The sequence below is a fragment of the Phytobacter palmae genome (assembly GCF_039409775.1).
In the GTDB taxonomy this organism is placed as follows: domain Bacteria; phylum Pseudomonadota; class Gammaproteobacteria; order Enterobacterales; family Enterobacteriaceae; genus Phytobacter; species Phytobacter palmae.
Map to the genome: position 1 here is coordinate 34,907 of NZ_JBCIVJ010000020.1, position 26,236 is coordinate 61,142.

Annotated in this window: 25 protein-coding genes; 12 read left to right on the forward strand and 13 right to left on the reverse strand. The window is 51.2% G+C overall.

Annotated features, from left to right (window positions below; genetic code table 11):
* From AAIG39_RS20510 to AAIG39_RS20520, 3 genes are all read left to right on the forward strand, one after another.
* Nucleotides 1–699, forward strand: a complete 699-nt coding sequence (locus tag AAIG39_RS20510) for a GNAT family N-acetyltransferase (protein ID WP_090088308.1) — start codon at nucleotides 1–3, stop codon at nucleotides 697–699.
* A gap of 85 nt (nucleotides 700–784) precedes the next feature.
* Nucleotides 785–1,480, forward strand: coding sequence for a response regulator (locus AAIG39_RS20515; RefSeq protein ID WP_090088306.1), 696 nt, complete (start codon nucleotides 785–787; stop codon nucleotides 1,478–1,480).
* A gap of 217 nt (nucleotides 1,481–1,697) precedes the next feature.
* Nucleotides 1,698–2,615: a bestrophin family protein gene (locus AAIG39_RS20520; RefSeq protein WP_343194599.1), complete on the forward strand. Its 918-nt coding sequence runs from the start codon at nucleotides 1,698–1,700 to the stop codon at nucleotides 2,613–2,615.
* Between the two features lie 58 nt (nucleotides 2,616–2,673).
* Here the strand turns inward: AAIG39_RS20520 and AAIG39_RS20525 are convergent, their stop codons facing one another.
* The gene (locus tag AAIG39_RS20525) at nucleotides 2,674–3,504 is read right to left on the reverse strand and encodes an MBL fold metallo-hydrolase (protein WP_343194600.1); all 831 of its coding nucleotides are present in this window, start codon (nucleotides 3,502–3,504) and stop codon (nucleotides 2,674–2,676) included.
* Nucleotides 3,505–3,522: 18 nt separating this feature from the next.
* Complete coding sequence (locus AAIG39_RS20530; RefSeq protein ID WP_343194601.1) at nucleotides 3,523–4,314, reverse strand: OBAP family protein; 792 nt, start codon at nucleotides 4,312–4,314, stop codon at nucleotides 3,523–3,525.
* Between the two features lie 272 nt (nucleotides 4,315–4,586).
* Here AAIG39_RS20530 and AAIG39_RS20535 point away from each other — a divergent pair, with 272 nt between their 5' ends.
* On the forward strand, nucleotides 4,587–5,519 hold the full coding sequence (locus AAIG39_RS20535; protein ID WP_090088297.1) for a nucleoside recognition domain-containing protein: 933 nt from the start codon (nucleotides 4,587–4,589) through the stop codon (nucleotides 5,517–5,519).
* A 130-nt stretch (nucleotides 5,520–5,649) separates the two neighbouring features.
* Here the strand turns inward: AAIG39_RS20535 and AAIG39_RS20540 are convergent, their stop codons facing one another.
* Together AAIG39_RS20540 and AAIG39_RS20545 are read right to left on the reverse strand one after the other, a co-directional pair.
* Entirely contained in the window at nucleotides 5,650–7,329 is a 1,680-nt protein-coding gene (locus AAIG39_RS20540; protein ID WP_343194602.1) for a glycoside hydrolase family 43 protein, read from the reverse strand.
* A 58-nt stretch (nucleotides 7,330–7,387) separates the two neighbouring features.
* A complete protein-coding gene (locus AAIG39_RS20545) occupies nucleotides 7,388–8,827 on the reverse strand; it encodes an MFS transporter (RefSeq protein WP_343194632.1) in 1,440 nt (479 codons plus the stop codon).
* A 610-nt stretch (nucleotides 8,828–9,437) separates the two neighbouring features.
* Here AAIG39_RS20545 and AAIG39_RS20550 point away from each other — a divergent pair.
* Complete coding sequence (locus AAIG39_RS20550) at nucleotides 9,438–9,917, forward strand: hypothetical protein (protein ID WP_343194603.1); 480 nt, start codon at nucleotides 9,438–9,440, stop codon at nucleotides 9,915–9,917.
* Between the two features lie 195 nt (nucleotides 9,918–10,112).
* Here AAIG39_RS20550 and AAIG39_RS20555 read toward each other — a convergent pair whose 3' ends face one another.
* On the reverse strand, nucleotides 10,113–11,591 hold the full coding sequence (locus AAIG39_RS20555) for an MFS transporter (protein WP_343194604.1): 1,479 nt from the start codon (nucleotides 11,589–11,591) through the stop codon (nucleotides 10,113–10,115).
* Nucleotides 11,592–11,708: 117 nt separating this feature from the next.
* Between AAIG39_RS20555 and AAIG39_RS20560 the strand changes: the two genes are divergently transcribed.
* Nucleotides 11,709–12,719 (forward strand): helix-turn-helix domain-containing protein, encoded by a 1,011-nt coding sequence (locus AAIG39_RS20560; protein ID WP_343194633.1) that lies wholly within the window; start codon nucleotides 11,709–11,711, stop codon nucleotides 12,717–12,719.
* A 43-nt stretch (nucleotides 12,720–12,762) separates the two neighbouring features.
* Here the strand turns inward: AAIG39_RS20560 and AAIG39_RS20565 are convergent, their stop codons facing one another.
* From AAIG39_RS20565 to aceE, 4 genes are all read right to left on the reverse strand, one after another.
* A complete protein-coding gene (locus AAIG39_RS20565; protein ID WP_343194605.1) occupies nucleotides 12,763–13,290 on the reverse strand; it encodes a GNAT family N-acetyltransferase in 528 nt (175 codons plus the stop codon).
* Nucleotides 13,287–13,850, reverse strand: a complete 564-nt coding sequence (locus AAIG39_RS20570) for a helix-turn-helix domain-containing protein (RefSeq protein WP_090088277.1) — start codon at nucleotides 13,848–13,850, stop codon at nucleotides 13,287–13,289. Before AAIG39_RS20570 ends, AAIG39_RS20565 begins: the two co-directional genes overlap by 4 nt.
* Before the next feature lie 196 nt (nucleotides 13,851–14,046).
* Entirely contained in the window at nucleotides 14,047–15,912 is a 1,866-nt protein-coding gene (gene dxs, locus AAIG39_RS20575) for a 1-deoxy-D-xylulose-5-phosphate synthase (protein WP_343194606.1), read from the reverse strand.
* Nucleotides 15,909–18,611 carry a pyruvate dehydrogenase (acetyl-transferring), homodimeric type gene (gene aceE, locus AAIG39_RS20580; protein WP_343194607.1) on the reverse strand — a complete coding sequence of 901 codons (2,703 nt, stop codon included), beginning with the start codon at nucleotides 18,609–18,611 and terminating at the stop codon, nucleotides 15,909–15,911. The genes dxs and aceE overlap by 4 nt, the downstream gene beginning before the upstream one ends.
* 173 nt (nucleotides 18,612–18,784) lie before the next feature.
* Between aceE and AAIG39_RS20585 the strand changes: the two genes are divergently transcribed.
* The 5 genes from AAIG39_RS20585 (at nucleotide 18,785) to AAIG39_RS20605 (ending at nucleotide 22,358) form a co-directional block, all read left to right on the forward strand.
* Entirely contained in the window at nucleotides 18,785–19,240 is a 456-nt protein-coding gene (locus tag AAIG39_RS20585; protein WP_090088272.1) for a MarR family winged helix-turn-helix transcriptional regulator, read from the forward strand.
* A gap of 502 nt (nucleotides 19,241–19,742) precedes the next feature.
* The gene (locus AAIG39_RS20590) at nucleotides 19,743–20,471 is read left to right on the forward strand and encodes an NAD-dependent epimerase/dehydratase family protein (RefSeq protein WP_343194608.1); all 729 of its coding nucleotides are present in this window, start codon (nucleotides 19,743–19,745) and stop codon (nucleotides 20,469–20,471) included.
* 50 nt (nucleotides 20,472–20,521) lie between these two features.
* Complete coding sequence (locus AAIG39_RS20595) at nucleotides 20,522–21,064, forward strand: cupin domain-containing protein (RefSeq protein WP_343194609.1); 543 nt, start codon at nucleotides 20,522–20,524, stop codon at nucleotides 21,062–21,064.
* 135 nt (nucleotides 21,065–21,199) lie between these two features.
* Nucleotides 21,200–21,628, forward strand: a complete 429-nt coding sequence (locus tag AAIG39_RS20600) for a RidA family protein (RefSeq protein ID WP_090088264.1) — start codon at nucleotides 21,200–21,202, stop codon at nucleotides 21,626–21,628.
* 244 nt (nucleotides 21,629–21,872) lie between these two features.
* A complete protein-coding gene (locus AAIG39_RS20605; RefSeq protein WP_343194610.1) occupies nucleotides 21,873–22,358 on the forward strand; it encodes a PaaI family thioesterase in 486 nt (161 codons plus the stop codon).
* Between the two features lie 147 nt (nucleotides 22,359–22,505).
* Here the strand turns inward: AAIG39_RS20605 and AAIG39_RS20610 are convergent, their stop codons facing one another.
* The 4 genes from AAIG39_RS20610 to AAIG39_RS20625 form a co-directional block, all read right to left on the reverse strand.
* Nucleotides 22,506–22,829, reverse strand: coding sequence for a DMT family transporter (locus tag AAIG39_RS20610; RefSeq protein ID WP_090088254.1), 324 nt, complete (start codon nucleotides 22,827–22,829; stop codon nucleotides 22,506–22,508).
* A 4-nt stretch (nucleotides 22,830–22,833) separates the two neighbouring features.
* Nucleotides 22,834–23,505: a glutathione S-transferase family protein gene (locus tag AAIG39_RS20615; RefSeq protein WP_343194611.1), complete on the reverse strand. Its 672-nt coding sequence runs from the start codon at nucleotides 23,503–23,505 to the stop codon at nucleotides 22,834–22,836.
* Between the two features lie 303 nt (nucleotides 23,506–23,808).
* Entirely contained in the window at nucleotides 23,809–24,243 is a 435-nt protein-coding gene (locus AAIG39_RS20620; protein ID WP_343194612.1) for a carboxymuconolactone decarboxylase family protein, read from the reverse strand.
* Nucleotides 24,244–24,270: 27 nt separating this feature from the next.
* Nucleotides 24,271–24,705, reverse strand: coding sequence for a GNAT family N-acetyltransferase (locus tag AAIG39_RS20625; RefSeq protein WP_343194613.1), 435 nt, complete (start codon nucleotides 24,703–24,705; stop codon nucleotides 24,271–24,273).
* Nucleotides 24,706–24,776: 71 nt separating this feature from the next.
* On the opposite strand from AAIG39_RS20625, the gene pdxR reads away from it, so the two are divergent.
* Nucleotides 24,777–26,216: a MocR-like pyridoxine biosynthesis transcription factor PdxR gene (pdxR, locus tag AAIG39_RS20630; protein WP_343194614.1), complete on the forward strand. Its 1,440-nt coding sequence runs from the start codon at nucleotides 24,777–24,779 to the stop codon at nucleotides 26,214–26,216.
* Nucleotides 26,217–26,236: the final 20 nt, after the last annotated feature.

The window sequence follows — 26,236 nt, forward strand, 5'->3', positions numbered from 1 at the left end:
ATGCAATACAGAAACAGCTACGGCCAGTGTCTGGGGCAGGAAATGCAAGACTGGACGGCCAGAAGCACCCCTGAAAAATTCTCCCTTAGCGGAAATTACTGTATGGTTACGCCACTGTCCGTCGATCATGCAGAAGATTTATTTCATGCATGGCAAAGTATTGACGATGACCGGGACTGGACCTATTTACCGGGAAAACGCCCAGCCACAAAAGAGGAATGTTATAACTATTTTCGCGCGCTTATCGCCGCCAAAAATGGTATGCACATGTCGGTTATTGATAAAAATGACGGCACCGTAAAAGGTATTTTTTGCATCACAAGGATTAACCCTGTACACGGCACGTTCGAGCTTACGGATATCAACTGGACGCCAGCGTTAAAAAAGACACGGATCAGCACCGAAGCGATCTATTTAGTGTTGTCTTATTTTATCGACGCGCTCCACTACCGTCGATGCGAATGGCGGACAAACATTTTTAATGACGGCGCGATCAAAGCCGCTGAGCGCATCGGCTTTCGCAAAGAAGGGGTGTTGCGGGACAAAAAAGTGACCAAAGGCCATTCGGAAGATCTCGCTCTGTTCTCAATCATCGCCAGTGAATGGCACGATTTAGAGATCCCGATTAAAGCCTGGCTGAGGGAGAATAATTTCGACGGTCTGGGCCGACAATTGAAAAAACTCAAGGATTTCCGTTGAGTAAACCACTGGCGCCTCTGATATCGCAAAGCCGTTACCCAGGGTATCATCCTGCTTAATATGTTCCGGGCAACAGGAAGAGGCGATGAATCAACGTCGGGTGCTGATTATTGAAGATGATGCCGATGCGGCAGGCGTTCTTGAGGCCTACCTTAAGCGGGAAAATTTCGACATTGCCATTTGCGGCGACGGACGTATCGGGCTTGAGATGGCGCGGCAGTGGAAACCGGACCTTATTTTGCTTGATATCATGCTGCCGTCGATGAACGGCAGCGAGGTGCTGGCAGCAGTGCGTCGCGACGGGCTTACGCCGGTGATTATGATTTCGGCCATGGGCGATCTTCCCGATAAAATTGGCGCGCTACGCTACGGTGCGGATGATTACATCGTCAAACCCTACGATCCCAAAGAGGTGGTTGTGCGGGTCCAGGCAGTATTGAGACGCTGTCAGCATCAGGCTCAATCGCAAGAGATCCTGCGCTGGCAAGGTCTGGAAGTCGATACCACCGCAATGACCGCTACGGTAACGGTTGAACATCAAAAACCGATTTTGCTTGAACTGACACCCACCGAATTTTCATTATTAACCCTGCTCATGCGCTCACCCGTTCGCGCCTGGTCGCGCCTTTCATTACTCGAACAGTGCCTTCCGCAAAGCGATGCTCTTGAACGTGTCGTGGACACTCATATCTATAATCTGCGTAAGAAACTCGAATCCGCTGGCATCACAGAAGTATTGTTGAACGTTCGTGGCATAGGCTACAGATTCCGACAGCCCTGACCTGAGAGCATAACTTATCGCCCCGGTCTGCGGGGGAGTAATGCCTGGTTGAGGCAGCGCCGGGGCCTCATTTCTCCCTCCTCTCTTCGCATCGCATCAGCTCTGCGGCATACCGGCCGTACCGCTTGCGGGAAAATCCGATCAGGCTACAATTCCTGCGCCGGATTTCCCCCGGCCACCTGCAAAAAATAAAACAAAAGACCGTCAAGGAATCCGTATGATCATACGTCCACCCCAGAGCTGGTTTGTCCGGCTCTTTAACTGGCATGGCTCCGTTCTGTCCATGATTATCTTCCGGCTTGGACTGAACCTGTTCATGTCTGTCGTGGCGATCATTGCCTGGCCGTACTACGAAAAGCTCAATATTCACCTGACCGTTGCCCCGTTTAGCCTGCTGGGTATCGCCATCGCCATCTTCCTTGGTTTTCGCAACAACGCCAGTTACAGCCGCTACACCGAAGCAAGAATGCTCTGGGGGTCGGTGACAATCACCACCCGCAGTCTGATGCGACAAACCGTCAGCGCGTTGCCTGACGATACTGACATCCAGCAAAAGCTTTCCCATTACCTGACCGCGTTCAGCTGGTGCCTGAACCACCAGCTTCGCCAACAAGATGCCACGCGGGATATGCAACGTTTACTGCCTGCGGACGCGGCGGCTGAGGTGATGAAAAGTACCTCGGCCTGTAATCGCATCCTGATTTTTATTGGCAAGGAGTACGCCAGCTTACGCCGGGAAGGCAAAATCAACGATTTTGTCTGGCAGAACATTGATGAGAATCTTAACGAACTGTCGCGTTGCCTGGGTGGCTGTGAGCGTATCGCTAACACGCCGGTCCCCTTTGCTTACGCGTTAATTTTGCAGCGCACGGTCTACCTGTTCTGTACACTTCTGCCGCTGGCGCTGGTGTCCGACCTGCACCTGATGACGCCGTTTGTTTCAGCGTTTATCTCTTACGCTTTCCTGTCATGGGATTCTATTGCTGAAGAGATGGAGCATCCGTTTGGCACGCATCCTAATAACCTGGCGCTGAACGCTATCTGTACCTCGATCGAGCGCAATCTGATGGATATCACCGGGCAAAGCCCACTTCCTCCATTGCCTGTACCGGATAAGCGTTTCAACCTGATTTAACCTCTCCTTTCCTGCCAGATATCGCGACCCGAGCGGGGTCGCGACAACACCGACGCTCTTATTCGGGCGCAGCGAACATCCGCAACTCCTGTGCATCATGGCTGCAGAAAAAAGAAATTTCCTCGCCATGTCGACAGGAAAGCGCCCGAAGCCGCTGCTGGTTATGACGTCTGGCGCCATTATCCATTGCCATCATCCACTGATAAAAACGCAGCCCCGGTGTACAGTGGCGCGTTGGCTGGCGCATTTCGCCACGATAAAACCATGCGTCGCCGCCATGCAGCAGCCACCCTTGCGGCTGGCTGATGGCAATTCCCGCGTGCCCCAGCGTATGGCCCGCCAGCGGGACCAGCAGGATATCTGGCGGCAAACCTTCAAGCGCGGTAACCGCCTCAAAGCCATACCAGTTTTCCCCTTTTGGCTGATAACCAACCCAGCCGGAAGTACCGCCCCACTGTCCGGGCCGATAACGTTCACGCGCAAGCCAGCTATGCCGCTGCTGCGCGGTATCAATCTCTTGTTGTAGCAAATGTATGCGGGCACGAGGGAAATCGGTAAGTCCCCCCGCATGGTCAAAATCCAGATGAGTCAAAATAATATGCCGGACATCCGCCGCGCTGAAACCGAGCGCTTCTATGCGTGCAAGCGCCGTCAGTTCCTGTCGCCGTTGAATATTATTTAAGAAGCGGAAAAAGCCCGACAGACGCTGGCCGGGGTGGCGCAAGTCGTCACGACCAAACCCCGTATCAACCAGAATCAGCCCGTCCCTGTCTGTTTCAATCAGCAGACAGTGGCAGACCAGATGGGCATGGAGCCCTTTACTGAATCCATCATAGAACGCGCCGCCAAACGGGCACATACAACCACAGTTGAGGTGGTGAATTTTCATCAGGCCTCCGGATCGCCGTCACTTTGCCTGCCGGGTTTGCTCGGATGAGCCAAAATGGGCGGTTTCGCCGTGTGCATGCTCACCGCCCCCGGTTGTCCGCTTGAGTTGAATCACCTCGCCGCGTTGCCATGCGTTAGCGCCATCAACAACAGGATGGGCCACCAAATCTTCACGCTCACCTTTGATGGCCTGCGTATGCACGTTAAACCGACGATCTCTGTCTGCCAGTAGCGCGGGATCAAGCTGCCCTTCCCCGGTAAACCCCATCATTAGCGCCGGAATACCCAGCGGCAAGGTCTTATCACGATCGGTATGCCAGGTATGCCATGTCTTCCCGTACGTGTTAACAATCTTTTTCATCAGGGACTTATCCGCCACTGCGGGTAAACCAGAGGCAATGAGACTTCCGGATTTCACTTCATACTGGTGGCTATGCCAGAGCTTTTTTTCCTCTGGCGGCAGGGTTTTAAATAAACGTTCGCTAATGATGTACTCAACGCCCATCAGCCGGGCATCTTTGGTGTTACTGTCATAAATCACTGCCTGCATGACATCATCGTTAAGCACTGTCACATAGTGATGGGCTTCCATCTGACCATTTTTATCGCCATTATAGAAATGGAACCCGTCAAGGTAGGCGCTGATCGCGTCGACTGGCGGACGGGACTGAATCAGTTGCGCCCCGGTTTCAAGGGTACGCATTTGGGCAGAGGTTTTTTCACCAGGAACGGGAGTTTTCGGTGGCGTATTATTCGCCCCACATCCCGCTAATGTCAGGCTTGTAAACATCAAGAGAGATAGTCGTTTCATCCGCTCTCCTCATCAGAGTGATACTATTGAACGTAGTACACTAAAGGGGATTAAACGATTAAAATTTCAAGCAAAGCGGGATAACAAAAATAATAATCTACTCATTTACCTCATTTGGCATGATATTTCCCAATGCGTCAGACATTGTCCTTATGGCAGCCAGGGGACAGCGAGTCACTTCCATCTGACTAAATTATAAAAGCACGACATGGATTTTACTTACTGTCCCGGAGGTGTAGATTGCCTTGAGTGGATCTTCACTGGATAGCTTAATGAATATTATTGATGTCATTATGTCAGCAGGAAAGGCGTCTGTTGATGTTGCGCTTTACACGCTTATTCCCGTCATGGTTGTCATGCTCATCGTGATGAAATACCTGGAAGCAAAAGGTGTTGTCGATGCTGTTGTTCGGCTGACCGCGCCAGTGCTCAAACCGTTCGGTATTTCCGGGATCGCCATCTTCGCCCTGATACAACTCAATTTCGTCAGCTTTGCCGCGCCCATTGCCGCCCTGGCCATTATGGAAAAAAGAGGCACCTCAGAGCGCCAGCTTGCTGCAGCGCTGGCGATGTTATTTGCGATGGGACAGGGCAATGTCTTTTACCCTTTGATTCCTTACGGGCTGCACTGGGGAAACGCCATCATCATTTCGATTTTAGGTGGGCTGGTCGCAGCGGCAGTTACGTATCACCTGTTCGGTAAAAAGCTCTCCACCGCCGTCCAGAACGCAGCGCCTGCCGATGCGTTTAACGATAAGTCGTCATCCAGCCTGATCGGCATCATTAACGGTGCGGGCGCAGATGCGATACGTCTGGCGCTGGGATCGCTACCCATGTTGCTTCTCTCGCTGACCATCGTCGGCATTCTTAAAGAAGCGGGAGCGATAGATGTTTTGACCCGGCTCCTCTCGCCGTTAATGGCTTATTTCAGCCTTCCCGATGTATATGTGCTGCCAACGCTGACCAAATGTCTGGCGGGAGGGACAGCCTACTTCGGGGTGATGTCAGAGCTTCTGCGAAAAGGGCTGGTGACGCCAGAACAGGTGAACGCCTCGGCAGGCTTTCTGATCCAGACATTCGATCTGCCAGGTATCGGGATCTTCCTTGGGATCGCCAGCCGATTTGTCAGGCTTTTTCGCTATGTCATCCCCGGCGTGATCGTTGGGATCGCGGTACGTAGCATTATCCACAGCCTGTTGTATTAGTGTCTGACGACCGGGATAAAAAAAAGGATTACCGGCCCCCTACCGGCCAGTAATCCTTTTAAGGTCATCGCTACTGCTTTTTTACCCCGCAGAAATCTTGCAGGAATTTAACTGAATCGGTGTTTAATCATTACCCAAAGCGTGATTCACTTGCTTTCCAGCTATAAGTGTCGCTTGCAACTAACGAATCCCCCAGTTCCTGATAAGCGAAATGGTAAAACTCTGCGCGTGCACCATAGCCAGAGTAATCCACTACTGCCAGCCCCACGAATGCCCCGGTAAAGAACCCACCATAACTTTGCAGTACATAATCGTCAGAGAGAATGGCGGCATCCAGTTTGACCGGGATTTCAGTGAATTTCACCCCATCAAAACTGTATTCATAGGTATAACTTTCTTTGCGCACTTTCGTGCGGAACCAGACAAACTCAACCCCTTCGGGGATCTTGATGGCCCCATCTTTCAAATACGAGGTATATTTCCCACGATTATTCTCACCTATTTCGATAACGGACCCATTAATTTCATTCCAGGTGATGAAAACAAAGCTCCAGTGACGATCATTATAGTAATTCGTCAACCCAGCCATCTGTTGGTAATTAAAAGGGTTAAATTTAACTTTAACCTGAGCATCAAAATAGAAAGCTTGCCAGCGCCGCGCAATCAACGAGAGATCATGCGTATTTGCCAAAGAACCTTGCCCGACCAGCGTTAATTTCCCATCCCCCGTGGTGCCCATTTTTTCGCTGAACGGGACACGCAGGGTATTCCAGTTGGGATCGAGCGTTGCGGTTTTAAAATCGTCATACTGGCTGTGGTCTTTTGCGCTTTCGGTGTAAACAGCATCTACAGGGCCTTCAACAAACGTTTTTCCGCCGTGGCCGCCTTCAATACGTGGCCAGCCATCTTCATCCCAGTACACTTTCTGGATAGACGTTTCCCTGCCCAGGGTAGACCAACCGCGAGGATCATAAGCGGACTCGCCGGCACGATTCCATGGACGGGCACAGAGCGAGGCGTAATACCATTCGCCTTTGGGCGTTGACACCAACGCGCCATGCCCCTGTTTCTGGATATAGCTGTCTGGGGTATCGACATTCGTTAAAAAAACGTCGCCAGGCTCTGTTTCGAAACTATGAGCCTCCAGGGTTTTCGAACGCGCAACGACCTCCTGGTGGGTAAAAACCGTGCCCCCCTGAGCGGCGAAAAGATAATAATATCCGTTTATTTTGTAGAGATGTGGCCCCTCAACAAGTGCCACGGCAGTACCCCGATAAAGCGTACGCGCGGTTTCTGGTTTTAATTTTAGGGTGCGGGTATCAAACTCGGTCAACGTGATGCCGTCAAAGGGGTGATGGTATTCCCGATGGTCCCAGGTTTGTTGAACTAAATATTTACGGCCATCGTCGTCATGGAAAAGTGACGCATCAAAACCGACGCCATTCAGTTTGATGGGATCTGTCCAGGGACCACGAATATCGGTTGCAGTGGTCAGGTAGTTTGTCATGTCTTTAAAGGCACCTTCTGTGACTTTGACATCCGTATACACTAACCAGAATTTGCCATCAGCATACGAGAGATCCGGTGCCCAAATCCCGCCAGAGGAAGGGTTCCCTTTCATATCTAACAACGTGGTTGTTGACAGTGGCGCCGGCAGAAGATTCCAGTGTTCCAGATCTTTTGATTCATGTAGACGAACGCCAGGGAACCACTCAAAGGTGGAATTTGCAATATAGTACGTGTCGTCTACACGGATAATACTTGGGTCTGGGTTAAATCCAGGCAGTATAGGGTTTTGAATAACTGACATATAATTTACCTTTTTAAATTTTCCATTTTATATTTATTATCATTTCTCGTTTATTGAACTATACGCGTATTTCATCAAGCTGACGGTTGATATCATTAACATTGTCATCTGAAATTGGATAGAAGTGAATAGCAACCATCGACATAAGCGCTAACACTACCGGAATCCAAATCGCTGTCATGTTTATTCCGGCAATAGCATTTGCGTGCTGATATACACTCGTCTCGTTAAAGCCATAACCGGCCAGCAACCACAATGGAAGTGCACCACCAATAGTAAAACCTATCTTGAAGAAAATACCCATAATCGCATTGATAATTGCGGCATTGCGCTTGCCTGATTTTAATTCACCGTAGGCAATAACTTCGGGAACAAGCGCCCACATAAATCCGGTAGCAGACGTTAAGCCCCATTGTTTAATAAAGGTTGCGATATAAGCAAGCCAGAGGGCATCATGCATTCCGTCGAGTGACCAAATGTAAGTCAGAAATTCACCGACAATAAACATTCCCAGGAAGAGATGGAAAAAACCTTTTTTACCAAAAATTTTCTTGAGTTTTGGCCAAAATACCGGGAATAAAATACCCGGGATGGAGGCAACAAGCCCAATGGCACCCATCCATTCGGAGTGGCCGACAACAAACTGATTGAAAAAGCCATTAGCCGTATTCATGACAAACATGAACGTAAAGGCCAGCATGAAAAACAATCCAAGAATAACAAGCGGACGGTTATTTTTGAGTTCAAGGAAGAGGTCAGTCGTTTTTACATTTGCCGTTTGTTCTTGAGTTGCGACCACCCGCTCCTTAGTTAATTTGTAGCAGAAGAAAAGAGCAACCGCACCTATTATCATATAAATTGAGTAAACGCCAAACCAGGCATAGTTCGCTGAGGGATCGGTATAATTCCCCATATTGAGCTTAAGACCGAAAAAACCAGTATCCTTGAGGCTCCGATCTTTTGGCGCAGCCATTTGTACAAACATGGGAAATAATGTGTAGACAAGCAAATTGGCACTATTTGCCAGCATCATGCGTGTACTTGTAAGCTTATCAATTGATTCAGGATCTCTTGTCAATGAAGCATTAAGAGAACCATAAGGAATATTTACAACTGAATAGACTAAATCCAGGGCAAGGTAAATAATAAAAGCAAAGGGAACGGAACCTCTGACACCGGGAATTGGGGCAAAAAGTAAAGCAGAAAGAATAACCAGAGGAATGCCTGCTCTTAAAAGCCAGGGACGATATTTGCCAGCCTTTGAACTTCTTTTGTCAACATACGTTCCGACCATCGGGTCCCAAATGACATTGATGATGCGGACAAAAAGAAATATAAACCCTGCGGTTGCTGTACTGATCGTATTCACAGTTAACATGTGAAGCGCAAGGAAACCACCTATCGTACCAAAAACAAGGTTTTGGGCAAAGTCGCCCATCCCATAACCAATGCGTTCCACACGAGTTAACTTATGATACTCATCATGCCGATTGTGTATTAAGTTTTCACTCATTTTAATCACATCTCCGGTTTCTTTTATAAATGAGGAATACTTTCTGACACAGGTAAGCCCGCAAAATCCATTACGTTTTTGTATTAAGTAATTATGTTTTTTTACTACTGTGATCATTAGAGCAAAGGACTTATACAAGCCGCGCAACCCCGATGGTGACTGGCAATTCGCGACGAATACCTGCATTGGATGAACATCCCCAACAAACCCGGCATTAATTCCAGCGCACTGACTACGTTAACATATTATTTTTGCGATATCGCTCACATTTAAGCATTCTGTTAACCATAGAGTGAAATAACATAATTGAACTAGCGAGCAGGAGAATACAGGATGTATGCAGCAATCGTTTTATTTGCGTGCCCCGGTTCATGACAGCGCAACGTGCGTGATATTACCGCCGACCTCAGCAACAAATACACTACCTCCAGCCTTATGCTCAGCCTCCCGGGAAATGGGTGTGGTGAAACGGCGTTGTTTTATTCCTGACGCATAATGATGTCAACGTAGCATTGTGTTTGCATAATGAGGCGACAGGCGCATATGCTGGCGGCGCAATAGTAATACAGCAAATAAGCGGATATCAGGATTAACTATGTTCAGGCAGCTCGACAACGTTACGCTTCGAATCAGAGAAGAGCCAACAACAAAAACGATGGGAAAATACGAGGTTCTGATTGCAGAAAACGGGACGGGTATTGCCGTTCCGGTTCAGATACTGGAGGCTGCTGTTCAGGTGGATGAAACACGGCTGTTATTATTTCTCACTGATGATATTCCCTATGAGGAAATGCTTAATATTGCGTTGATTGATCTGAATGATGGGGTAAAAGAGATACTGACGCTGGGCGGTGCTTATCTCACCGGGTCGTTTGCAGACCTGCATGTAGCGGCGAATGCCGTTGAGTTCAGCTTTATTGGTGAGACAACATGGCGGGTTGAAATACCTACCGCCCCCTTTGTGAGACTGCCTTTTACCGGCGATCCACGCGGCGTTTCGCGCCCGCTGGCATTGCAACATTACATTAAAATTACTGCCAACCCTGCACCAGCGCGGATAGACGGTAGTCGCTAAGGGTACTCCATCCTTGTTTTCCCGGATGGCGATGCAGGCACCTTATCCGTACTACATTTTTAAAATATATGCGCGATAACTCTCCCCTCTTCCCTACAGGAAGAGGGGAAATAAGCGGCCCAGGAGATGGGCTCCGTTCCCTTTACGTTCATAGCGAAATGGAACCTTCGAATACGTGAACGGGTAAAAGGAATATTACTCAGGGCACGATGTTACTCGTCCGCACGCCGCTTTCGTTTTCAGGTTAAACAGTAAATAGCTCGCCAGGGACAAGCAACCTACCCCTACAGCCCCGTATATCAGCACGCCGGCAAAGCCTTCGGTAAGCACCGCTGAGATGATATCGCGGCTCAGCGAAACCTCTGCCCCACCGGCTATGCGTTCTGCCAGTACATACTTGTCGCTCACGGTGTTCATATGGTTTTGCAAACTTTCTGCTATTCCCGAGACCAGTAGACTCCCCATGAGGGCAATATTGATGGAAAGCGTGATGAAGCGCGCGCTGATATCAATCCCGGATGCCATTCCAACACGGTCAGGCTCGACGGACCCTGTAGTGGCGTTAGTGACTGGCGTATTGGTCAGTCCCAAAGCGATCCCTGAGAGCAGTGCTCCAGGCAGCAAACTGAACTGATATGTGACTGCCAGCGCCATCAGCGCAAATCCCAGGCCTATAGAAAATAATCCCAGCGGAATGACGCGCGAAGCGTTGAATCGCAGCGCTAATTTTTCCCCCAATGGTGGCATTAATAATGTCGGCAACGTGTAGGCCAGAAGCGCCATGCCGGTCGCCACACTGTTGTACCCAAGCCCGCTCTGATAATAAACCGGTAGATAAATCATCAGCGGCCAGAAGCTGAAATTCATACCAATCGCCCCCATAAGCGCACCGGAAAAAGGCCTTATGCGAAACACAGAGAAATCAAACATGGGGTGTGAATGCCGTGTCTCAATAATGACAAAGAGTGCAGAACTGATTAAGGTCGCAAGAAAAATTAATCGGACTTCCAGGCTACTCCAGCCGATACTCCCGCCCTGAGTAATAAGCCAGGTGACACCAACAACGCTCATCGTCAGGGTACTTAAGCCAGCAACATCGAGTTTTTTTGTAGTGTTATCACGTGATTCCACGACATTATTCAGCGCCAGAACCAGGGTGAGCAAAGCAATAACACCATGCACCAAAAATACCCATTGCCAGCTAAACCACGCCACTAACATCCCGCCAATAATGGGGCCGAATCCAAGCCCAAATCCAAAGGTGATCCCCCAGGCGGCAAACGCCCGGCTACGTGCTTTCCCTTGTGGAAACTGGAATGACAGTATGGCGATCAGGCTGGTTAACATCGCGCCGCCGCTTAATCCCTGCAAGAAACGCCCAACGATAAGCCAGAATGCGCTCTCGGCTATGCCACATATTACCGAGGTCAGGCCAAAGCCAATGATGCTGATAATAAAAATGCGTTTACGCCCATATCTATCCGCTAATGTGCCGGTCGCCATTAATACCGCCGTGCATGAGAGGGTATAGGCATTCATAATCCACTGCAGCTCGCGAAAATTGGCCTGCATCTGCTTTTCCAGCACGGGCAAAATAACCGGAACACTGGATATTTCCAGTCCCGACATTAATGCGGCCAGACACACCGCCATCAGCGCTAATATGTTCTTCATACTCAGTTCCTGTGAAACGTTAACAGGGTGCCAGCATGAAAGATTTGCGTGGCAGTAGAAATCCATGCCCGTGTCAGTTATCGTCAAGATCGTGCCATTTTCAGCAACAAGGTTTTTATGCAGATAACCACCCCTCTTAACAGCCCTTCTTTTACGCCTAAAAATCGGCGCATGGTGCTGCTGGCCTATGAATGCCTCTGCACTTTTGAATTTGGTATCGCCGCCGAAGCGTTTGGGCGCGTTGATGAGGTACTTGGCCACCCCCTTTATGACCTGCGAGTGGCGTCGTTAGAAGACGGTGTTTTTGGCGCTCAGGGTGGTGTTCGAATGGTGGTTGATGGCGGGCTGGAACTACTGGAAGATGCCGGAACCATTGTCATTCCCGGCTGGCGCAATGTCTATGAAGCGGCCCCGGAAAAGCTGATCGCAGCATTACAAAAGGCCTACCAGAAAGGCACACGGCTTGTCGCGATTTGTGCCGGAAGTTTTATACTCGCAGAGACGGGATTACTGAACGGCAAACGCGCGACTGCCCACTGGAACAGCACAGAAATTCTTGCGCAGAGGTTTCCTGAGGTGCAGGTGGAACATAGCATGATCTATGTCGATGAAGGTAGCATCGTAACCTCGGCTGGCGGCGCTGCGGGTGTCGATTTATGCCTGCATCTTATCCGGCGCGATTACGGTATTGAAGTTGCCAATCGCTGCGCACGCCGAATGATTACCCCGCACCTGCGGGAAGGCAACCAGGCGCAGTTAATCCAACAACCCGTTCCGCAACGTCAGACCAAAAGCCTCGCGCCATTGCTGGACGATTTGCGCAATCACCTCCATACGCCAATGGTGATTGAACAGTTGGCTCGCAAAGTGGGCATGAGCCGTCGAACCTTTATACGTCGATTTTATGAAGCCACCGGCACCTCACCGGGAGAGTGGATGCTCAGCATTCGTCTTGAAAAAGCCTGTACTCTCCTGGAAAGCGAAAGGCTCAGCATCGATGATGTTGCAGAGCAGGCCGGGTTCGGCTCACCTGAAACGCTGCGCCATCATTTCAGACGGCGATTTAAAACGACGCCAACGCAATGGCGTAAGGCATTGCGCGAGCGAGCAATGATGCCCGCCTGCTGATACAGACAATGTCATTGCCCATGAATTTTATTTGTAGCGGTAATCAGTGATGTGGATTCTTAATTTTGTACATAAATGTTGTGGTATGAAGTGTATTATCGATAGACCTTGCGTAACAGGGAATTGTCCCGGCAATCTGCCAGCCCAGGGAGAGATATAAATCGCTGGCGACATCTCCACTGCGTGTATCAAGCACAAGCAAAGAGAGCCCTTTTTCCCAGGCCATATCCTCTGCCCGGTTCATTAACTCTCTGGCAATCCCCTGACGACGCGCCTGCGGATGAACGAGCAGTTTGGATATTTCAGCACGATGGCGGCCATTAGGCGTCCTGCAATAATTTATTATAACGGTAGCGGCCAAAAAACCATTATCGCGGGCTATTAATAATTCGCAATCGTGACTGGCAAGGCTATAAATTTTATCTTTCCAGAAGTTATCTATTGCCCGACGATCATTGGGATCAGTAAAGCCTACGCTTGCCCCATCCATTACACAAGACTGTAACACGTCCCCCAATTCGGGTAAGCACTGATGCGCCTGTGTGGCACTGAGAATTTCATATTCAATCATGATTTACATACCACCAAAATATAATGTGCACCGAGGCTCTCATGAGCGCTAAAGGATGAAGAACCTGATAAATGGAAACGCAGACTGTCACCTTCTTTCAATGTCCATTTCTCACTGTTCATCGTTATGGTTAATTCGCCGGAATATAACCATATATATTGTTCAAGTCCCTGGACGGGAGGATTTGAATATTCAATGAAAGCACCCGGACGTAATTTTCCCTCCACCATCTCGCATCTGAACTGATTAGAAGGTGGTATTAAGATACGTCGATCAAATCCATTAACCTCATCCTGCCATAAGGCGTGTTGATCAGCCCTGAACAGATTATCCGCGGCCTGTTCAATTTCACTAATAAGCCGGGACATGGTCATTCCGTATACAATACAAAGTTGGTTAAGAACCTCCGCTGTCGGGCTGACTTCACTGCGTTCAATTCGTGACAAGGATGCCCTGCTGATGCCTGATGCTGCGGAAAGCTCCTCAAGCGACCAGTTCTGTTGTAAGCGCAGCGCAGCCAGACGTGCTGCTAATCGTACTCTGTAATCTTCATTGTTCATGGCAAATCTCATATTAGAGAATTTATTCCCACAAATGAGATTACTGATTACTGACATCCTGTCAAGCGCAATTGCAGCGGGTTAGCGTTTAACATTCACTTATTACATTACAGGAGGTTGCCATCCATGACATGAAGGAGGATAACCAGCCCGGCTTGCCAACACCTGATACGGGGCGCTGTCGCAGCTGAGGATTTCACTGCGTCTCAGATAAGGGAAGCTGAAAACGCGTTCGAATCGATGCCGCGATACCGGGTATATCAAGTCCGCAATCGGCCAGTAGTTTTACAGGGTCGCCGTGGTCGATAAGGTGATCCGGTAAGCCGAGATGTAAGACAGGTAAGCTCACACACAACGCCGATAAAGCCTCTGCGCATGCGGAGCCCGCACCTCCCATCACGCACCCTTCCTCAACCGTCACGATGGCATCATGTGTTGTGGCTAAGCGGTAAATCAGATCGGTATCGAGTGGCTTGATGAAACGCATGTTTGCTACCGTTGCGTCGATTAAATTCGCCGCACCCAGTGCCGGCGCGACCATAGAGCCAAACGCGAGAATCGCGATGCGTATCTTTGACACGCCGGTAGCATGTCGGAGCACTTCCCCTTTGCCAATGGGAATCGCTGTCATCTTTCTCTCCGTTTCGACACCTGTCCCCCCGCCCCGGGGATAGCGCACCGCGGTGGGCGATGTTTGTTGCAGGGCGGTGTAAAGCATTTGCCGGCACTCGTTTTCATTCGACGCCGCCATAACGATCATATTGGGAATACAACGCAGGAATGCCAGGTCATAGCTACCAAGATGTGTTGCGCCATCGCCACCCACAACCCCAGCCCGATCAATAGCAAAGATGACAGGCAGATTCTGTAGCGCAACATCATGGATAAGCTGATCGTATGCGCGCTGCAGGAAGGTTGAATAGATAGCGACAACGGGCTTAAGGCCATCGGCCGCAAGACCGGCAGCAAAGGTCACGGCATGCTGTTCTCCGATACCCACATCAAAGTAGCGATGAGGGAAGAGCTCTGCAAACCTCACCATTCCCGACCCTTCACCCATTGCAGGCGTAATGCCCACGACCCGCGAGTCCAGTTCCGCAGCATCACACAGCCATTCTCCGAAAACCTGCGAATAGGATTTCCCAGGGGGCGCTGACGATGGTTTTATACCTTCTTTCAGACCGAATGCTTCTTTGCTGTGGTGATAACGCACGGGATCTTGCTCGGCGAAGGAATACCCTTTGCCCTTTTTTGTCACGACATGCAGAAAATGGGGCCCGGGTTGCTGCTTTATCTCTTTTAAAGCGCTAATGAGCGCGTTCAGGTTATGGCCGTCTATTGGCCCGATATAGTGAAATCCAAACTCCCCGAATAAGGTATCAGGGACATTCGGCCCTTTTGCGTGTGCCTCAGATGTGCTGGCGCATGCGTATTCTGCCTCTGTCGATGTCTGTGCAAAATCGCGGCCTGAGGTGAGGCGGGCAAGACAGGCGTTCAACGCACCGACGGGTGGCGAAATCGACATTCCGTTGTCATTTAAAATGACAAGGAATGGCATGTTTTCCGCAGCGCCAACATTATTCATCGCTTCGAATGCCATTCCCGCGCTCATCGCACCATCGCCGATGACGGCAATCGAATAGCGTTTCACTTTTTGTAGTTTCGCGGCGACAGCCATGCCCAGTGCGGCCGAGATGGACGTGCTTGAGTGAGCGGTGCCAAACGCGTCGTACTGTGACTCAGTTCGAACGGGAAAGCCGGAAATCCCCCCGTTCTGTCGCAATGTTCGCATCCGCTCTCTCCGACCTGTCAGGATCTTGTGTGGGTAGGCCTGATGGCCCACATCCCAGACAATCCTGTCCGCAGGCGTGTCGAATACGTAATGCAAAGCAACGGTCAGTTCAACCACGCCCAGGTTTGAAGACAGATGCCCTCCCGTCCGGGAAACGCTATCAAGCAGGAACGTACGCAACTCGCGGGTAAGTTGCGGTAATTCACTACGATGCAGGCGTCTCAGGTCTGCGGGAGAATCGATAGTTCTCAACACGTTTTCTTTTGTCATCGACCGGGCACCTGGATAGCTGTCGGGTCAATTTTTTCCGGATCGATGTTGTAACGAAGCATCGCTTCCTGGATTTTTTGGCGAGGCAGGTATCCTTCATCAGCCAGCGCTTTTATCGCGGCAAGAGCAATAAAATGGCGATCAACTTCAAAAAATTCGCGCAGCGACTGGCGTGTATCTGAACGCCCGAAGCCATCTGTACCGAGGCTGATAAATCGTCGATCATTAATAAAAGGACGTATCTGGTCGCCAAAGATCTTCATATAGTCGGTCGCCACAACGACCGGGCCTGCATGGTCTTGCAAGCATTGCTGAACATACGGGATACGTGGTTCCTGTTCGGAGTGCAGCATATTCCAGCGCTCCGCCGCCAGCCCGTCACGGCGCAATTCAGTAAGGCTTGTCGCACTCCATACATCACTTGAAATACCGAAATCCTGTGCCAGAAGCTCACTGGCGGCAATGACTTCTCGCAGGATCGCGCCACTGCCGAGCAGTTGCAGATGTGGTGTGGTGCTCTGCCCCGACAGGGATTGCTGTTGCTGGCTCTCGCGCAACAAGTAGAGTCCCCTGAGAATGCCCTCCTCACTTCCCTGCGGCATGGCAGGGTTCGGATAGTTCTCGTTGAGCAGGGTAATGTAGTAGTAGATATCTTCCTGATCCGCGTACATGCGACGCAGGCCATCCTGAATGATAACCGCCAGTTCATAAGCAAAGGTGGGGTCATACGAGAGACAATTGGGGATGACTGACGATAGCACATGGCTGTGGCCATCATCGTGCTGCAATCCTTCCCCCATCAGCGTGGTGCGGCCTGATGTGGCTCCCAGCAGAAAGCCTCGCGTGCGCGCATCGCCTGCGGCCCAGGCCAAATCACCAACGCGCTGTAAGCCGAACATGGAGTAGAAGATATAAAAAGGAATTGTCGGCAGGCCGTGATTACTATAAGCCGTTCCGGCCGCGATCCATGACGCCATTGCGCCGGATTCATTGATACCTTCCTGCAGAATTTGACCGTCCTTCGCCTCTTTGTAGTAGCTCAGCTGTCCGGCATCCTGCGGGGTATAAAGTTGCCCCATAAAAGAGTGGATGCCTATCTGGCGAAACAGCCCCTCCATGCCAAAGGTCCGAGATTCGTCTGGCACAATGGGGATGACGAGCTTGCCCAGGGTGGGATCTTTGAGCAGCGTGGTCAAAATGCGTACGAAAGAGATAGTCGTTGAGATTTCACGCTCACCACTCCCTTTGAGTTGCGAATCGAAAGTACTGAGCGGCGGGATCGGGAGCGAGGCAACCTGTCGGGAACGCGATGGAATATAGCCGCCGAGCGTCGCTCTGCGCTGCGCGAAGTAACGAGCCTCTTCGCTGTCGGGTTCGGGCTTGAGGTAAGGCATCTCTTCAAGCTGGTCGTCGCGCACCGGGAGGGAAAAGCGATCGCGGAATGCACGCACCGCATCCGCACTCATCTTTTTCAACTGATGGTTGATATTCTGGCCTTCGCCAGCCTCCCCCATGCCAAAACCTTTAACCGTCTTGGCAAGAATGACGGTGGGACGACCTTCTGTACTGACCGCCTTTGCGTAGGCGGCATAGACCTTTTGCGGATCATGACCGCCACGTGTCAGCGCCCAAATCTCATCGTCAGACAGATGCGCCACCAGCTTCAGCAGCTCGGGATATTTACCGAAGAAATGTTCGCGCACATAGGCACCATTTTGCGACTTGAAGGTCTGGTATTCCCCATCGATGCACTCCATCATGCGCTGGCGTAACAGTCCGCTGGTATCGCGCTTGAGCAGATCATCCCAGCCGCTGCCCCACAGCACCTTGATGACATTCCAGCCTGCCGCCCTGAAAGTACCTTCAAGCTCCTGAACAATCTTGCTATTACCCCGAACCGGGCCGTCAAGGCGCTGGAGATTGCAGTTGACGACAAAGATGACATTGTCGAGGCGTTCTCGCCCTGCGACTGAGATGGCCGCCAGTGATTCCGGTTGATCCATTTCGCCATCACCCAGGAAAGCCCACACTTTACGTCCCTGATGCTCCAGCATTCCACGGTACTCAAGATAGCGCATGAACCGTGCCTGATAGACCGCAGTCAACGGTCCAAGTCCCATGGATACCGTAGGGAATTGCCAGAAGTCAGGCATCAAACGTGGGTGTGGATAGGAAGAGAGCCCATCACGTCCGGCTTCACGACGGAAATTGTCCAGTTGCGATTCGCTGATACGCCCTTCCAGATAGGCGCGCCCGTAAATACCTGGCGCGGAATGGCCCTGGATGTAAATCATATCGCCGCCAAATGTCCCGGTGCGACCACGGAAAAAGTGACTGAAACCCACATCATAAAGCACGGCCGCTGACTGGTAAGTCGCAATATGTCCGCCGACATTGGAGTGTTTACCGGCACGCAGCACCATGACCATCGCATTCCAGCGTATGTACGCATTTAAGCGCTGCTCAATGTCGAGATTGCCGGGATAGGCGGGTTGCCGATCCTTATCAATCGTATTGACATAGGGGGTGGTGACGCGTCCATAGAAATCACCGTTCCGGGTCGCATCAAAATCGGTAAGGCTGTCGATCAAGTAGTGTGCGCGTGAACGGCCTTCAATGGTCATGATTGCCTCCAGCGCTTCCAGCCACTCTCGCGTTTCCAGCGGGTCAATATCAACCCGTTCAGGGTGTAAACTCATGGAAAATCTCCCTTAAAAATAGGGCGTTGAGAAACTGCCACTCTCTGAAACATCAAGTGAATGATGTGCAGTCATTAAGCCCGATTAATGAATTGCAAATGCAATTCTGGCGTTCGCCATGCTAAGTCAGGTACAATTGCAATTGCAACTAAAAAAAATGAAAGGAGCCTGGTATGGAGAAGAATCAAACGGATCTCTGGTTTTCGTTTGTACGCGCTCACCGGTTGATGATTCGTGAAGTGGAGAGCCGTCTGGCAGCCGCGAAACTGCCCGCCTATGCCTGGTACGACGTACTTTGGGGGCTGGAAAGCGGGCAAAACGGCACCAGAAGAATGCATGAACTGGCCGATGCGCTGGCGATAGAAAGGTACAACCTCACGCGTCTGGTAGACCGCCTGGAGCAGGAAGGGCTGGTCCAGCGCATGCGTTCGCCAGAAGATGGCCGTGCTGCATATGCCACCATCACGAAGGAAGGGCGAGCACTACGCAAGAAGATGTGGAAAGTTTATGAAAGTGCGGTCGCAGAACTTTTCCTGAGCCAGTTCAGTACCGATGAGCAAAGCACGGTTTCTGCCGCGCTGGACCAGGTCGCTGCAGCGGCCCGCGCGCAAAAGACGCAGACGCGTTAATCGCAGGGCAACGCCCGATTACCGCTCTGGTATGAAGGCGTTAAACCGCAAAATATGCATGCGCTGCCAGACTCTGCCCGGCATGGGCGACGCCTTCTTCCTCAGTGGGGCTGGCGCCAGTCATGCCAGAATCACCTTTGCCGGGGAAATCATCTTCACTTCATACCAGCACCTTCTGAACAGCGCGTTAACTCACCAAATAATCTCGGATGGCCTGCATCTGCCAGTCTGTATTCGCATTAGCACAGGCGGGTTCGATGTTAATACTTTTCCCTAATCGTTAATGTCCTGGTGTTTTTGTTAATTCCTGGCCCTGTGGCATGGGTCATTGCGGCGATATATTTCAGCCTTAACACCGGGGCAAATGGTGTCGTCTGAAAGTGAACAGACACTTTCTGCAACCTGGCCGTTGATGCGATAACCCCAGCCATATCCTGCGTGAGGGCATTTAGCTGACCGGGACGCGATGAGGTATGGAATGCAAGCTTTAAGAGGTGATTTTATGTCCGCAACAATTTTCCTGGCAGGCGCGACGGGCGCCATTGGCCGGCGTCTTGTGCCCTTGTTACTGAGGGCAGGTTACAACGTTTTCGGCACAACACGCTCCGAAGAAAAAGCGCGCAGCCTTGAGTCAGCAGGCGTCCATCCGGTTGTTGTCGACGTTTTTGATACCGAAAAACTGGCTCATGCTGTCAGACTGGCAAAACCCGATACCGTTATCCATCAACTTACCGACCTGCCCCGCACTATCGACCCGACAAATGCCGCAGATTTTGCAGCGCGTAACGCACGCATGCGGCGTGAAGGCACGGCCAGTCTGATGCAGGCGGCTATTGCGGCAGGCGTAGAGCGCGTGATTGCACAAAGTATCGCCTGGACTTATGCGCCCGGACACGAACCTTACGATGAAGAAATGCCGCTCGATCTGCTGGCTCCCGAACCTCGCCTTACCAGCGTTTGCGGTGCTGTAGCCCTTGAGTCTGCCGTGTTAGCTCATCCTCAGTCTGTAACGGGGATTGTTCTGCGCTACGGTCATCTCTATGGTCCGGGAACCGGTGTGGACAAGCCCGGAACGTCACCGACAGTCCACGTTGATGCCGCAGCCTGTGCCGCACTACTCGCCATAAAAGCAGGAGCTCACGGTATATACAATATTGCTGACGCCGGGTTTGCTGTGACTTCCCAAAAAGCTATCCAGACACTGGGATGGTCTGCTGATTTCCGCCTGTAGCGCAATTCAATGCTTTTTGTTTCGGTATTTCGTCAGAAAAAGAGGTTCCCGTGATTACACAACATGACTCAACCTTCGCCCTGGAGAAGAGCCCCTTGCCTTTCAGGCGGCTCAGCATTATGGCTACTGTCGGCGCGGCCTTGTTCATCGGGGGTTATATTGTCCATTCGGTCTCTTATCCGGCTGCGTCAACGCCAGACAGGCATCATTCTGACCGGCATTCTATGAACATGCAGATGTCCGGCCCCATAGAGACCACGCGACCTCAGACAAATATCAGGCCCGTTTCCTGTGAGCCTTTGCCCGGCATTCCCGGCAAATCCCTTACCGTCGCGGTGATTGACTTCCCACCAGACGCGTATACACCAAGCCATCGTCATCCGGGTTCAGTGTCTGCTTTTGTCCTGAAAGGCACTTTACGCTCCCAAATGGAAGGAAGTGCGGCTGCAAATTATACAGCCGGACAGACATGGTTCGAACCGCCCGGCGCATTACATCTTTTTGCCGAAAACGTCAGTAAGAGTGAACCTGCCGAATTACTGGCAACATTTATTACCGACAGCAATTGTGGCCCCCTCGTGATACCTGACTGAATTTGTCCGAGTCAGGGATATTAGCGTACGGAATATGAAAATAATTCCGGCTCCTGTTTGGCTGTCAGCGTATATTCTGGTCAGGTTGTGAGTAAATTATCCCGAATGCAGGAACGGAAAAATAGAGGTGAGACTATGACTGAACATATAACTAATAAGCCGGGTGGGAATTATGTTCCTGTCATCATCCATGACGGGCTGGCTTATGTGAGCGGACAGCTTCCGCGCAAAGGTGAAACGCTGCTTTACGCAGGAAAAGTGGGAATGGACATTGATCTCCCTGCGGCCCAACAGGCTGCGGCTTTTTGTGCCGACCTCTGCATTGCGGCAGTGAGTGAGGCGGTCGGAGGCGAAGATAATATTATCCAGGTGATTAAAGTAGTAGGGTATATTGCTTCTGCTCCTGGTTTTACCCAGCAGAGCCAGGTGATGAACGGGGCATCCGATCAACTCGTCGCAAGGCTTGGCACAAGGGGCACACATACCCGTACGTCGGTAGGTGTAGCTGAATTACCGCGAGGCGCGCCTGTTGAGCTGGAAATGATAGTCGCGGTGCGAAAGTAAAATAACCTCCCGCCAGACAGAGCCAGTATTTTTTGGCCGTTGCGATAATGTTTTAAATGCCTCCAGGGATAAGGAGGCAAATCGTTTTGCAACTTACGGACATATCATTGACAGAGAATATAAATCTATTAGCGAAAGTTTCCACCAGCAAATAACCATAAAACACATCTGGTTATTCCCGGAGGAATGACAAATATCCTGCTCTATTTCTACCCTACGGTATTTATGCGTACAGAGGATTAATATGAAAGAAAAATCGGTTTATATCCCCGTACTGGAGTTTTTGCAGCGCCAGTTGCAAGGAACGCTGGACGAGACAATGACAACACATATGAATTATCCCACAGCCATCTCACGACTGCTGGGTATCAGCATTGTGGATGTCGGTGAGGCGACGGCTACACTCGCGCTGGATGCCGATCCCGCACTCCATGGAAATCAGCAGGGTACCGTCCACGGAGGGCTATTATGTGAACTGGCAGACGCAGCTATTGGCACCGCGCATTCTACCTTAATGAAAAAGGATGAAAGTTTTACAACAATCGATATTAAGACCTCTTTTGTCCGCCCTGTGTGGCGTTCGCGATTGTTAGCTACCGCGCAGGCGGAACATCGCGGCAAAACGATCAGTCATTACCGATGTGAAATATCGCGCGATGATGGCAAAGTCGTCGCCATTATAACCAGTACGGTGCTAACGCTGACCGGTGAAAAAGCCAGAGGAAGATGAATCCTCTGCATGGCAGATAAAATATAAGATGCCGGTATTCTCTGCTTTACCACGGCGGCATATCAAGCCGCTGCACAATTAACGTACAGGTGAAGATATTTTGAATAAGCGGAAAATCGCCATTGCTATAAGCAGCCAGCAATGCGCTTATCCCGTTGTTTCGCAGAAACGTAAGCCGATAATGCCGATAAAAGCCAGTCCCATAAAGCAAACCCGGGGCCAGCTCATCTCATCCTGAAAAATCAGCATACCTGCAAGGACCAGCCCAATCGTTCCTGTGCCGGTCCACATGGCATAAGCCATTCCAACAGGCAAGGAACGCAAAGCCAACGCCAGCAAGTAAATACTGCCCAGCCCAGCCATGACGGCGATAATACTTGCCCCGAGCCTGGTCCACCCCGCGTTTAATTTGAGGGAAATGCCCATCACAATTTCAAGGGCAGCAGCAAGAAACAAATACGCCCATGCCATGGCCTCACTCCTCACTCGATGTTAATCGCTCAATCCTCGCTCCAGGGATCGGCTTACTCGCATGAAGTCCCGCTTGTACCGCCGGTCGCGCGGCAATCACATGAAGCCACCGCTTAACGTGCGGGTAAGGGGTAATGTTCAGTCTCAACTCGTCCCAGGTTCGGAGCCAGGTGAATGCGGCAATATCAGCAATGGTGTAGTTTTCACCGGCAAGGAAAGCAGACTCACTGAGCCGCTTATCCACAACCTGGTAAAGACGCAGCGATTGCTCCTGGTATCGTTTTATCGCCTCGTCATTGACCGTTCTGGAACCATGTAAAAACCACCATAACTGCCCCAGCATTGGGCCGATACTACCGACCTGGAAAAATAACCACTGTTGTACGGCGACGTTTTCAGCTTCCGTAGCGGGCAGCAAACACCCGGTTTTAGAGGAGAGCCAGGAAAGGATGGCACCCGACTCAAAAATGCGCAGGCCAGTTTGCCGATCAACAATCACGGGGATCTTGCCAATCGGGTTGATCTTAAGAAAATCGGGATGGCGCTGCTCCCCTTTGTCCAAATCAAGATTGAACTGCTTATACGCCAGACCGGCCTCTTTGAGAAATATGCTGATTTTTTGCCCGTTTGGCGTGTCCGCAGTATAAAACGCGAGATCGATTTTCACCTGTGTCATGTTCATCCTTATCGAGTATTTGAATTGCAATTGCAATCGTTGCAATTGCAATCATAAGCCACTCTATCTGACTGCGCAACAAGCTTCTTAACCGCGATCGTTCACGCGGCGGGAACCTCTTCATCGCAGATGATGATTTTTAAAGGAGAACTACAGATATCCGACAGATTGACCGGGCCATTGCAGCGACTCTGGCTGGGCGATAGCAGCGGACTTAGGGGGTCTGGGTGGGATGCATTTGATACGCAGAATGCCCATTTACACTTTTTCCATTCCGGCGCGTCCCTGAGCCGGATGTAAGGATTACTGACGCATGCCGATCGCCAGGCGATTAAATGCGCTCATCAGCGCAATCGCAAAGGTCAAATCGGAAATTTCAGTTTCGCTGAAATGATCCGCCAGAGGGGTGTAATCCGCATCGGGCGCATGCGTTTTATCTACGTGCGTTAAAGACTCTGCCCACGCGAGGGCTGCACGTTCACGTTCGCTAAACAATTCGCTGACGCGCCAGCCTGCCAGGCTATCCAGTCGCGCAGCGCTTTCGTCATCGGCACGCAGCGCTTTCGCATGCATCTCCAGGCAAAATGCGCAGCCGTTAATCTGGGAGATCCGCAGCCAGACTAATTCAATCAGCGTTTTCCCGAGAGTGCTCTTACTCAGCGCCTTTTTGGTCGCCGCAAACCCGCTATATGCTTCCGGGGAAAGGGTGTAATAGGGTAAACGTTGTGGGGTGCTCATCAGGTTATCTCCGGTTATTAAAAAACTTCATACTAAGGACTGGCGAAAGTGCATGCCTGCCGCCAGCAAGCCTTGTCGATAGTAGAAACGTTGGCCCAGCGCATTACCTAAGCCGGTATCAAGTACCAGGTGAGTACAATTCTGGCAGCGTGCCTCTTCACGCAGGGCATCGATCAATTTCGCGCCCAGACCGTGGCTGCGGGCGCGGGGTGCCGTCACAAGATCATCAACATAGAGAAAGCGACCGTAGATCAGATTTTCCGAAATCCGGTAGCCCGCCAGGGCCAGTAGCTCGTGATCCTGCCAGACCCCCTTGAGGCTATAACCCTGTTCAGCCTGACGATGAACACGGGCTATAAAGTTCTCTGCATCTGCCAGGTGTGGTCGCAACTCTCGCATTAATACGTATGCGGTCTGGAGTTCATGTTCGCTTTCAATGTTGTGTATTTCGAATGTCGCCATACGTTTCCCCTGTCTGATGGCTGCAATATATCCCCGCCATGACCTATGCTACAGTGACAAGAATTATCTAAATGACCAGGACAAAGAATGTGGAAGCATTGATGCCTGAATCCAGCTGGCAGCCCGATACACCGCTCTATTTGCAGCTTTACCAGCGATATCGCGACGCTATTACTGCCGGTCGGTTACGCCCCGGGGAACGCGTCCCGTCAATACGCAATCTCGCCAGCGAACTTCACGTAGCGCGGGGAACGGTGGAAATGGCTTACCAGATGCTGGTCAGTGAAGGCTATCTTGTGACGAAGGGAGCGGCAGGAACCCGGGTATCGCCCCAACTGGCGACGCTGCCGACCACCGGAAAAGCGCCGCAGCGACGCAAAACCTCCGTTGCACAGCCGAATCAGACGCGCCTGACGGGGAATATTCTGCCGTTTCAGCCAGGTGTACCGGCGCTGGACGCGTTCCCACGGAAAATATGGTCTCGCCTGTCTGCACAAACGCTGCGCATGATTGAGTCAACGGTGATGGCTCAACCCGATCCGGCCGGATATGCGCCGCTTAGGGAGGCCATTGCCACCTATCTGGGCATCTCTCGCGGTATCGCCTGCACACCGGAGCAGGTGTTTATTACCATTGGCTATCAGGGGGCGCTTGAGTTGCTGTGTCGTACTGTTTTACAGGCAGGCGACTGTGGCTGGTATGAAAACCCGGGTTATTTTCCCGGCAGATACTTTTTGCAGCAAATGGGGATGACGTTGACACCCGTTCCGGTAGATAACGAGGGATTACAGGTGGCTACCGGGGAGCAACGGGCACCGAATGCACGTTTTGCCGTCGTCACGCCTTCACACCAAAGCCCCACAGGTGTCGCACTGTCCCTGGCCCGACGTCTGGCGTTGCTGACATGGGCGAACCAAAAAGATGCCTGGATCATTGAGGATGACTACGACAGTGAATTCCGCTACCACGGTCATCCGCTACCGGCCCTGAAAAGCCTCGATCATGAACAGCGTGTGCTTTATACCGGCACTTTCAGTAAAGTCCTCTTTCCCGGCTTACGTCTGGCCTATCTGGTGGTGCCCCCCTCTCTGCAACTGACCTTTCACGAGGCCGTTAACCACTGGCCGGGGCCGGGCTCTATTCTGCCGCAAGCGATGGTGGCAGCGTTTATGCAACAAGGGCATTTTGCCCGCCATTTGCGCAAAATGCGTCAGTTGTACGCCGTCAGGCGTGGTTATCTTGTGGATGCACTTGAAAGCATTTTCGGCTCATCTCTGCACATCCAGCCTCAGGCCGGGGGCATACAAGTTCTGGCTTACCTGAACGAACGCCAGTCCGACAAAACGCTGGCAACGGCGGCGCAGGCGGCAGGGCTTGGAGTTAAGGCGCTCAGTGAATGGGATGCTGAGACCCCGCAGCAGAATGGGCTGTTGATGGGATTTACCAATTTTGCCAGTGCAGAAGAAGCACAAGCGGCGGTGAAACGTTTATCAGTGCTGTTATCGTCCTGATCTGAATCCGACCGGGCGCA

Coding starts and splice junctions, on each gene's coding strand:
- AAIG39_RS20510 (WP_090088308.1), top strand. CDS start 1: ATGCAATACAGAAACAGCTACGGCCAGTGTCTGGGGCAGGAAATGCAA.
- AAIG39_RS20515 (WP_090088306.1), top strand. CDS start 785: ATGAATCAACGTCGGGTGCTGATTATTGAAGATGATGCCGATGCGGCA.
- AAIG39_RS20520 (WP_343194599.1), top strand. CDS start 1,698: ATGATCATACGTCCACCCCAGAGCTGGTTTGTCCGGCTCTTTAACTGG.
- AAIG39_RS20525 (WP_343194600.1), bottom strand. CDS start 3,504: ATGAAAATTCACCACCTCAACTGTGGTTGTATGTGCCCGTTTGGCGGC.
- AAIG39_RS20530 (WP_343194601.1), bottom strand. CDS start 4,314: ATGAAACGACTATCTCTCTTGATGTTTACAAGCCTGACATTAGCGGGA.
- AAIG39_RS20535 (WP_090088297.1), top strand. CDS start 4,587: ATGAATATTATTGATGTCATTATGTCAGCAGGAAAGGCGTCTGTTGAT.
- AAIG39_RS20540 (WP_343194602.1), bottom strand. CDS start 7,329: ATGTCAGTTATTCAAAACCCTATACTGCCTGGATTTAACCCAGACCCA.
- AAIG39_RS20550 (WP_343194603.1), top strand. CDS start 9,438: ATGTTCAGGCAGCTCGACAACGTTACGCTTCGAATCAGAGAAGAGCCA.
- AAIG39_RS20555 (WP_343194604.1), bottom strand. CDS start 11,591: ATGAAGAACATATTAGCGCTGATGGCGGTGTGTCTGGCCGCATTAATG.
- AAIG39_RS20560 (WP_343194633.1), top strand. CDS start 11,709: ATGCAGATAACCACCCCTCTTAACAGCCCTTCTTTTACGCCTAAAAAT.
- AAIG39_RS20565 (WP_343194605.1), bottom strand. CDS start 13,290: ATGATTGAATATGAAATTCTCAGTGCCACACAGGCGCATCAGTGCTTA.
- AAIG39_RS20570 (WP_090088277.1), bottom strand. CDS start 13,850: ATGAACAATGAAGATTACAGAGTACGATTAGCAGCACGTCTGGCTGCG.
- dxs (WP_343194606.1), bottom strand. CDS start 15,912: ATGACAAAAGAAAACGTGTTGAGAACTATCGATTCTCCCGCAGACCTG.
- aceE (WP_343194607.1), bottom strand. CDS start 18,611: ATGAGTTTACACCCTGAACGGGTTGATATTGACCCGCTGGAAACGCGA.
- AAIG39_RS20585 (WP_090088272.1), top strand. CDS start 18,785: ATGGAGAAGAATCAAACGGATCTCTGGTTTTCGTTTGTACGCGCTCAC.
- AAIG39_RS20590 (WP_343194608.1), top strand. CDS start 19,743: ATGTCCGCAACAATTTTCCTGGCAGGCGCGACGGGCGCCATTGGCCGG.
- AAIG39_RS20600 (WP_090088264.1), top strand. CDS start 21,200: ATGACTGAACATATAACTAATAAGCCGGGTGGGAATTATGTTCCTGTC.
- AAIG39_RS20605 (WP_343194610.1), top strand. CDS start 21,873: ATGAAAGAAAAATCGGTTTATATCCCCGTACTGGAGTTTTTGCAGCGC.
- AAIG39_RS20610 (WP_090088254.1), bottom strand. CDS start 22,829: ATGGCATGGGCGTATTTGTTTCTTGCTGCTGCCCTTGAAATTGTGATG.
- AAIG39_RS20615 (WP_343194611.1), bottom strand. CDS start 23,505: ATGACACAGGTGAAAATCGATCTCGCGTTTTATACTGCGGACACGCCA.
- AAIG39_RS20620 (WP_343194612.1), bottom strand. CDS start 24,243: ATGAGCACCCCACAACGTTTACCCTATTACACCCTTTCCCCGGAAGCA.
- AAIG39_RS20625 (WP_343194613.1), bottom strand. CDS start 24,705: ATGGCGACATTCGAAATACACAACATTGAAAGCGAACATGAACTCCAG.
- pdxR (WP_343194614.1), top strand. CDS start 24,777: ATGACCAGGACAAAGAATGTGGAAGCATTGATGCCTGAATCCAGCTGG.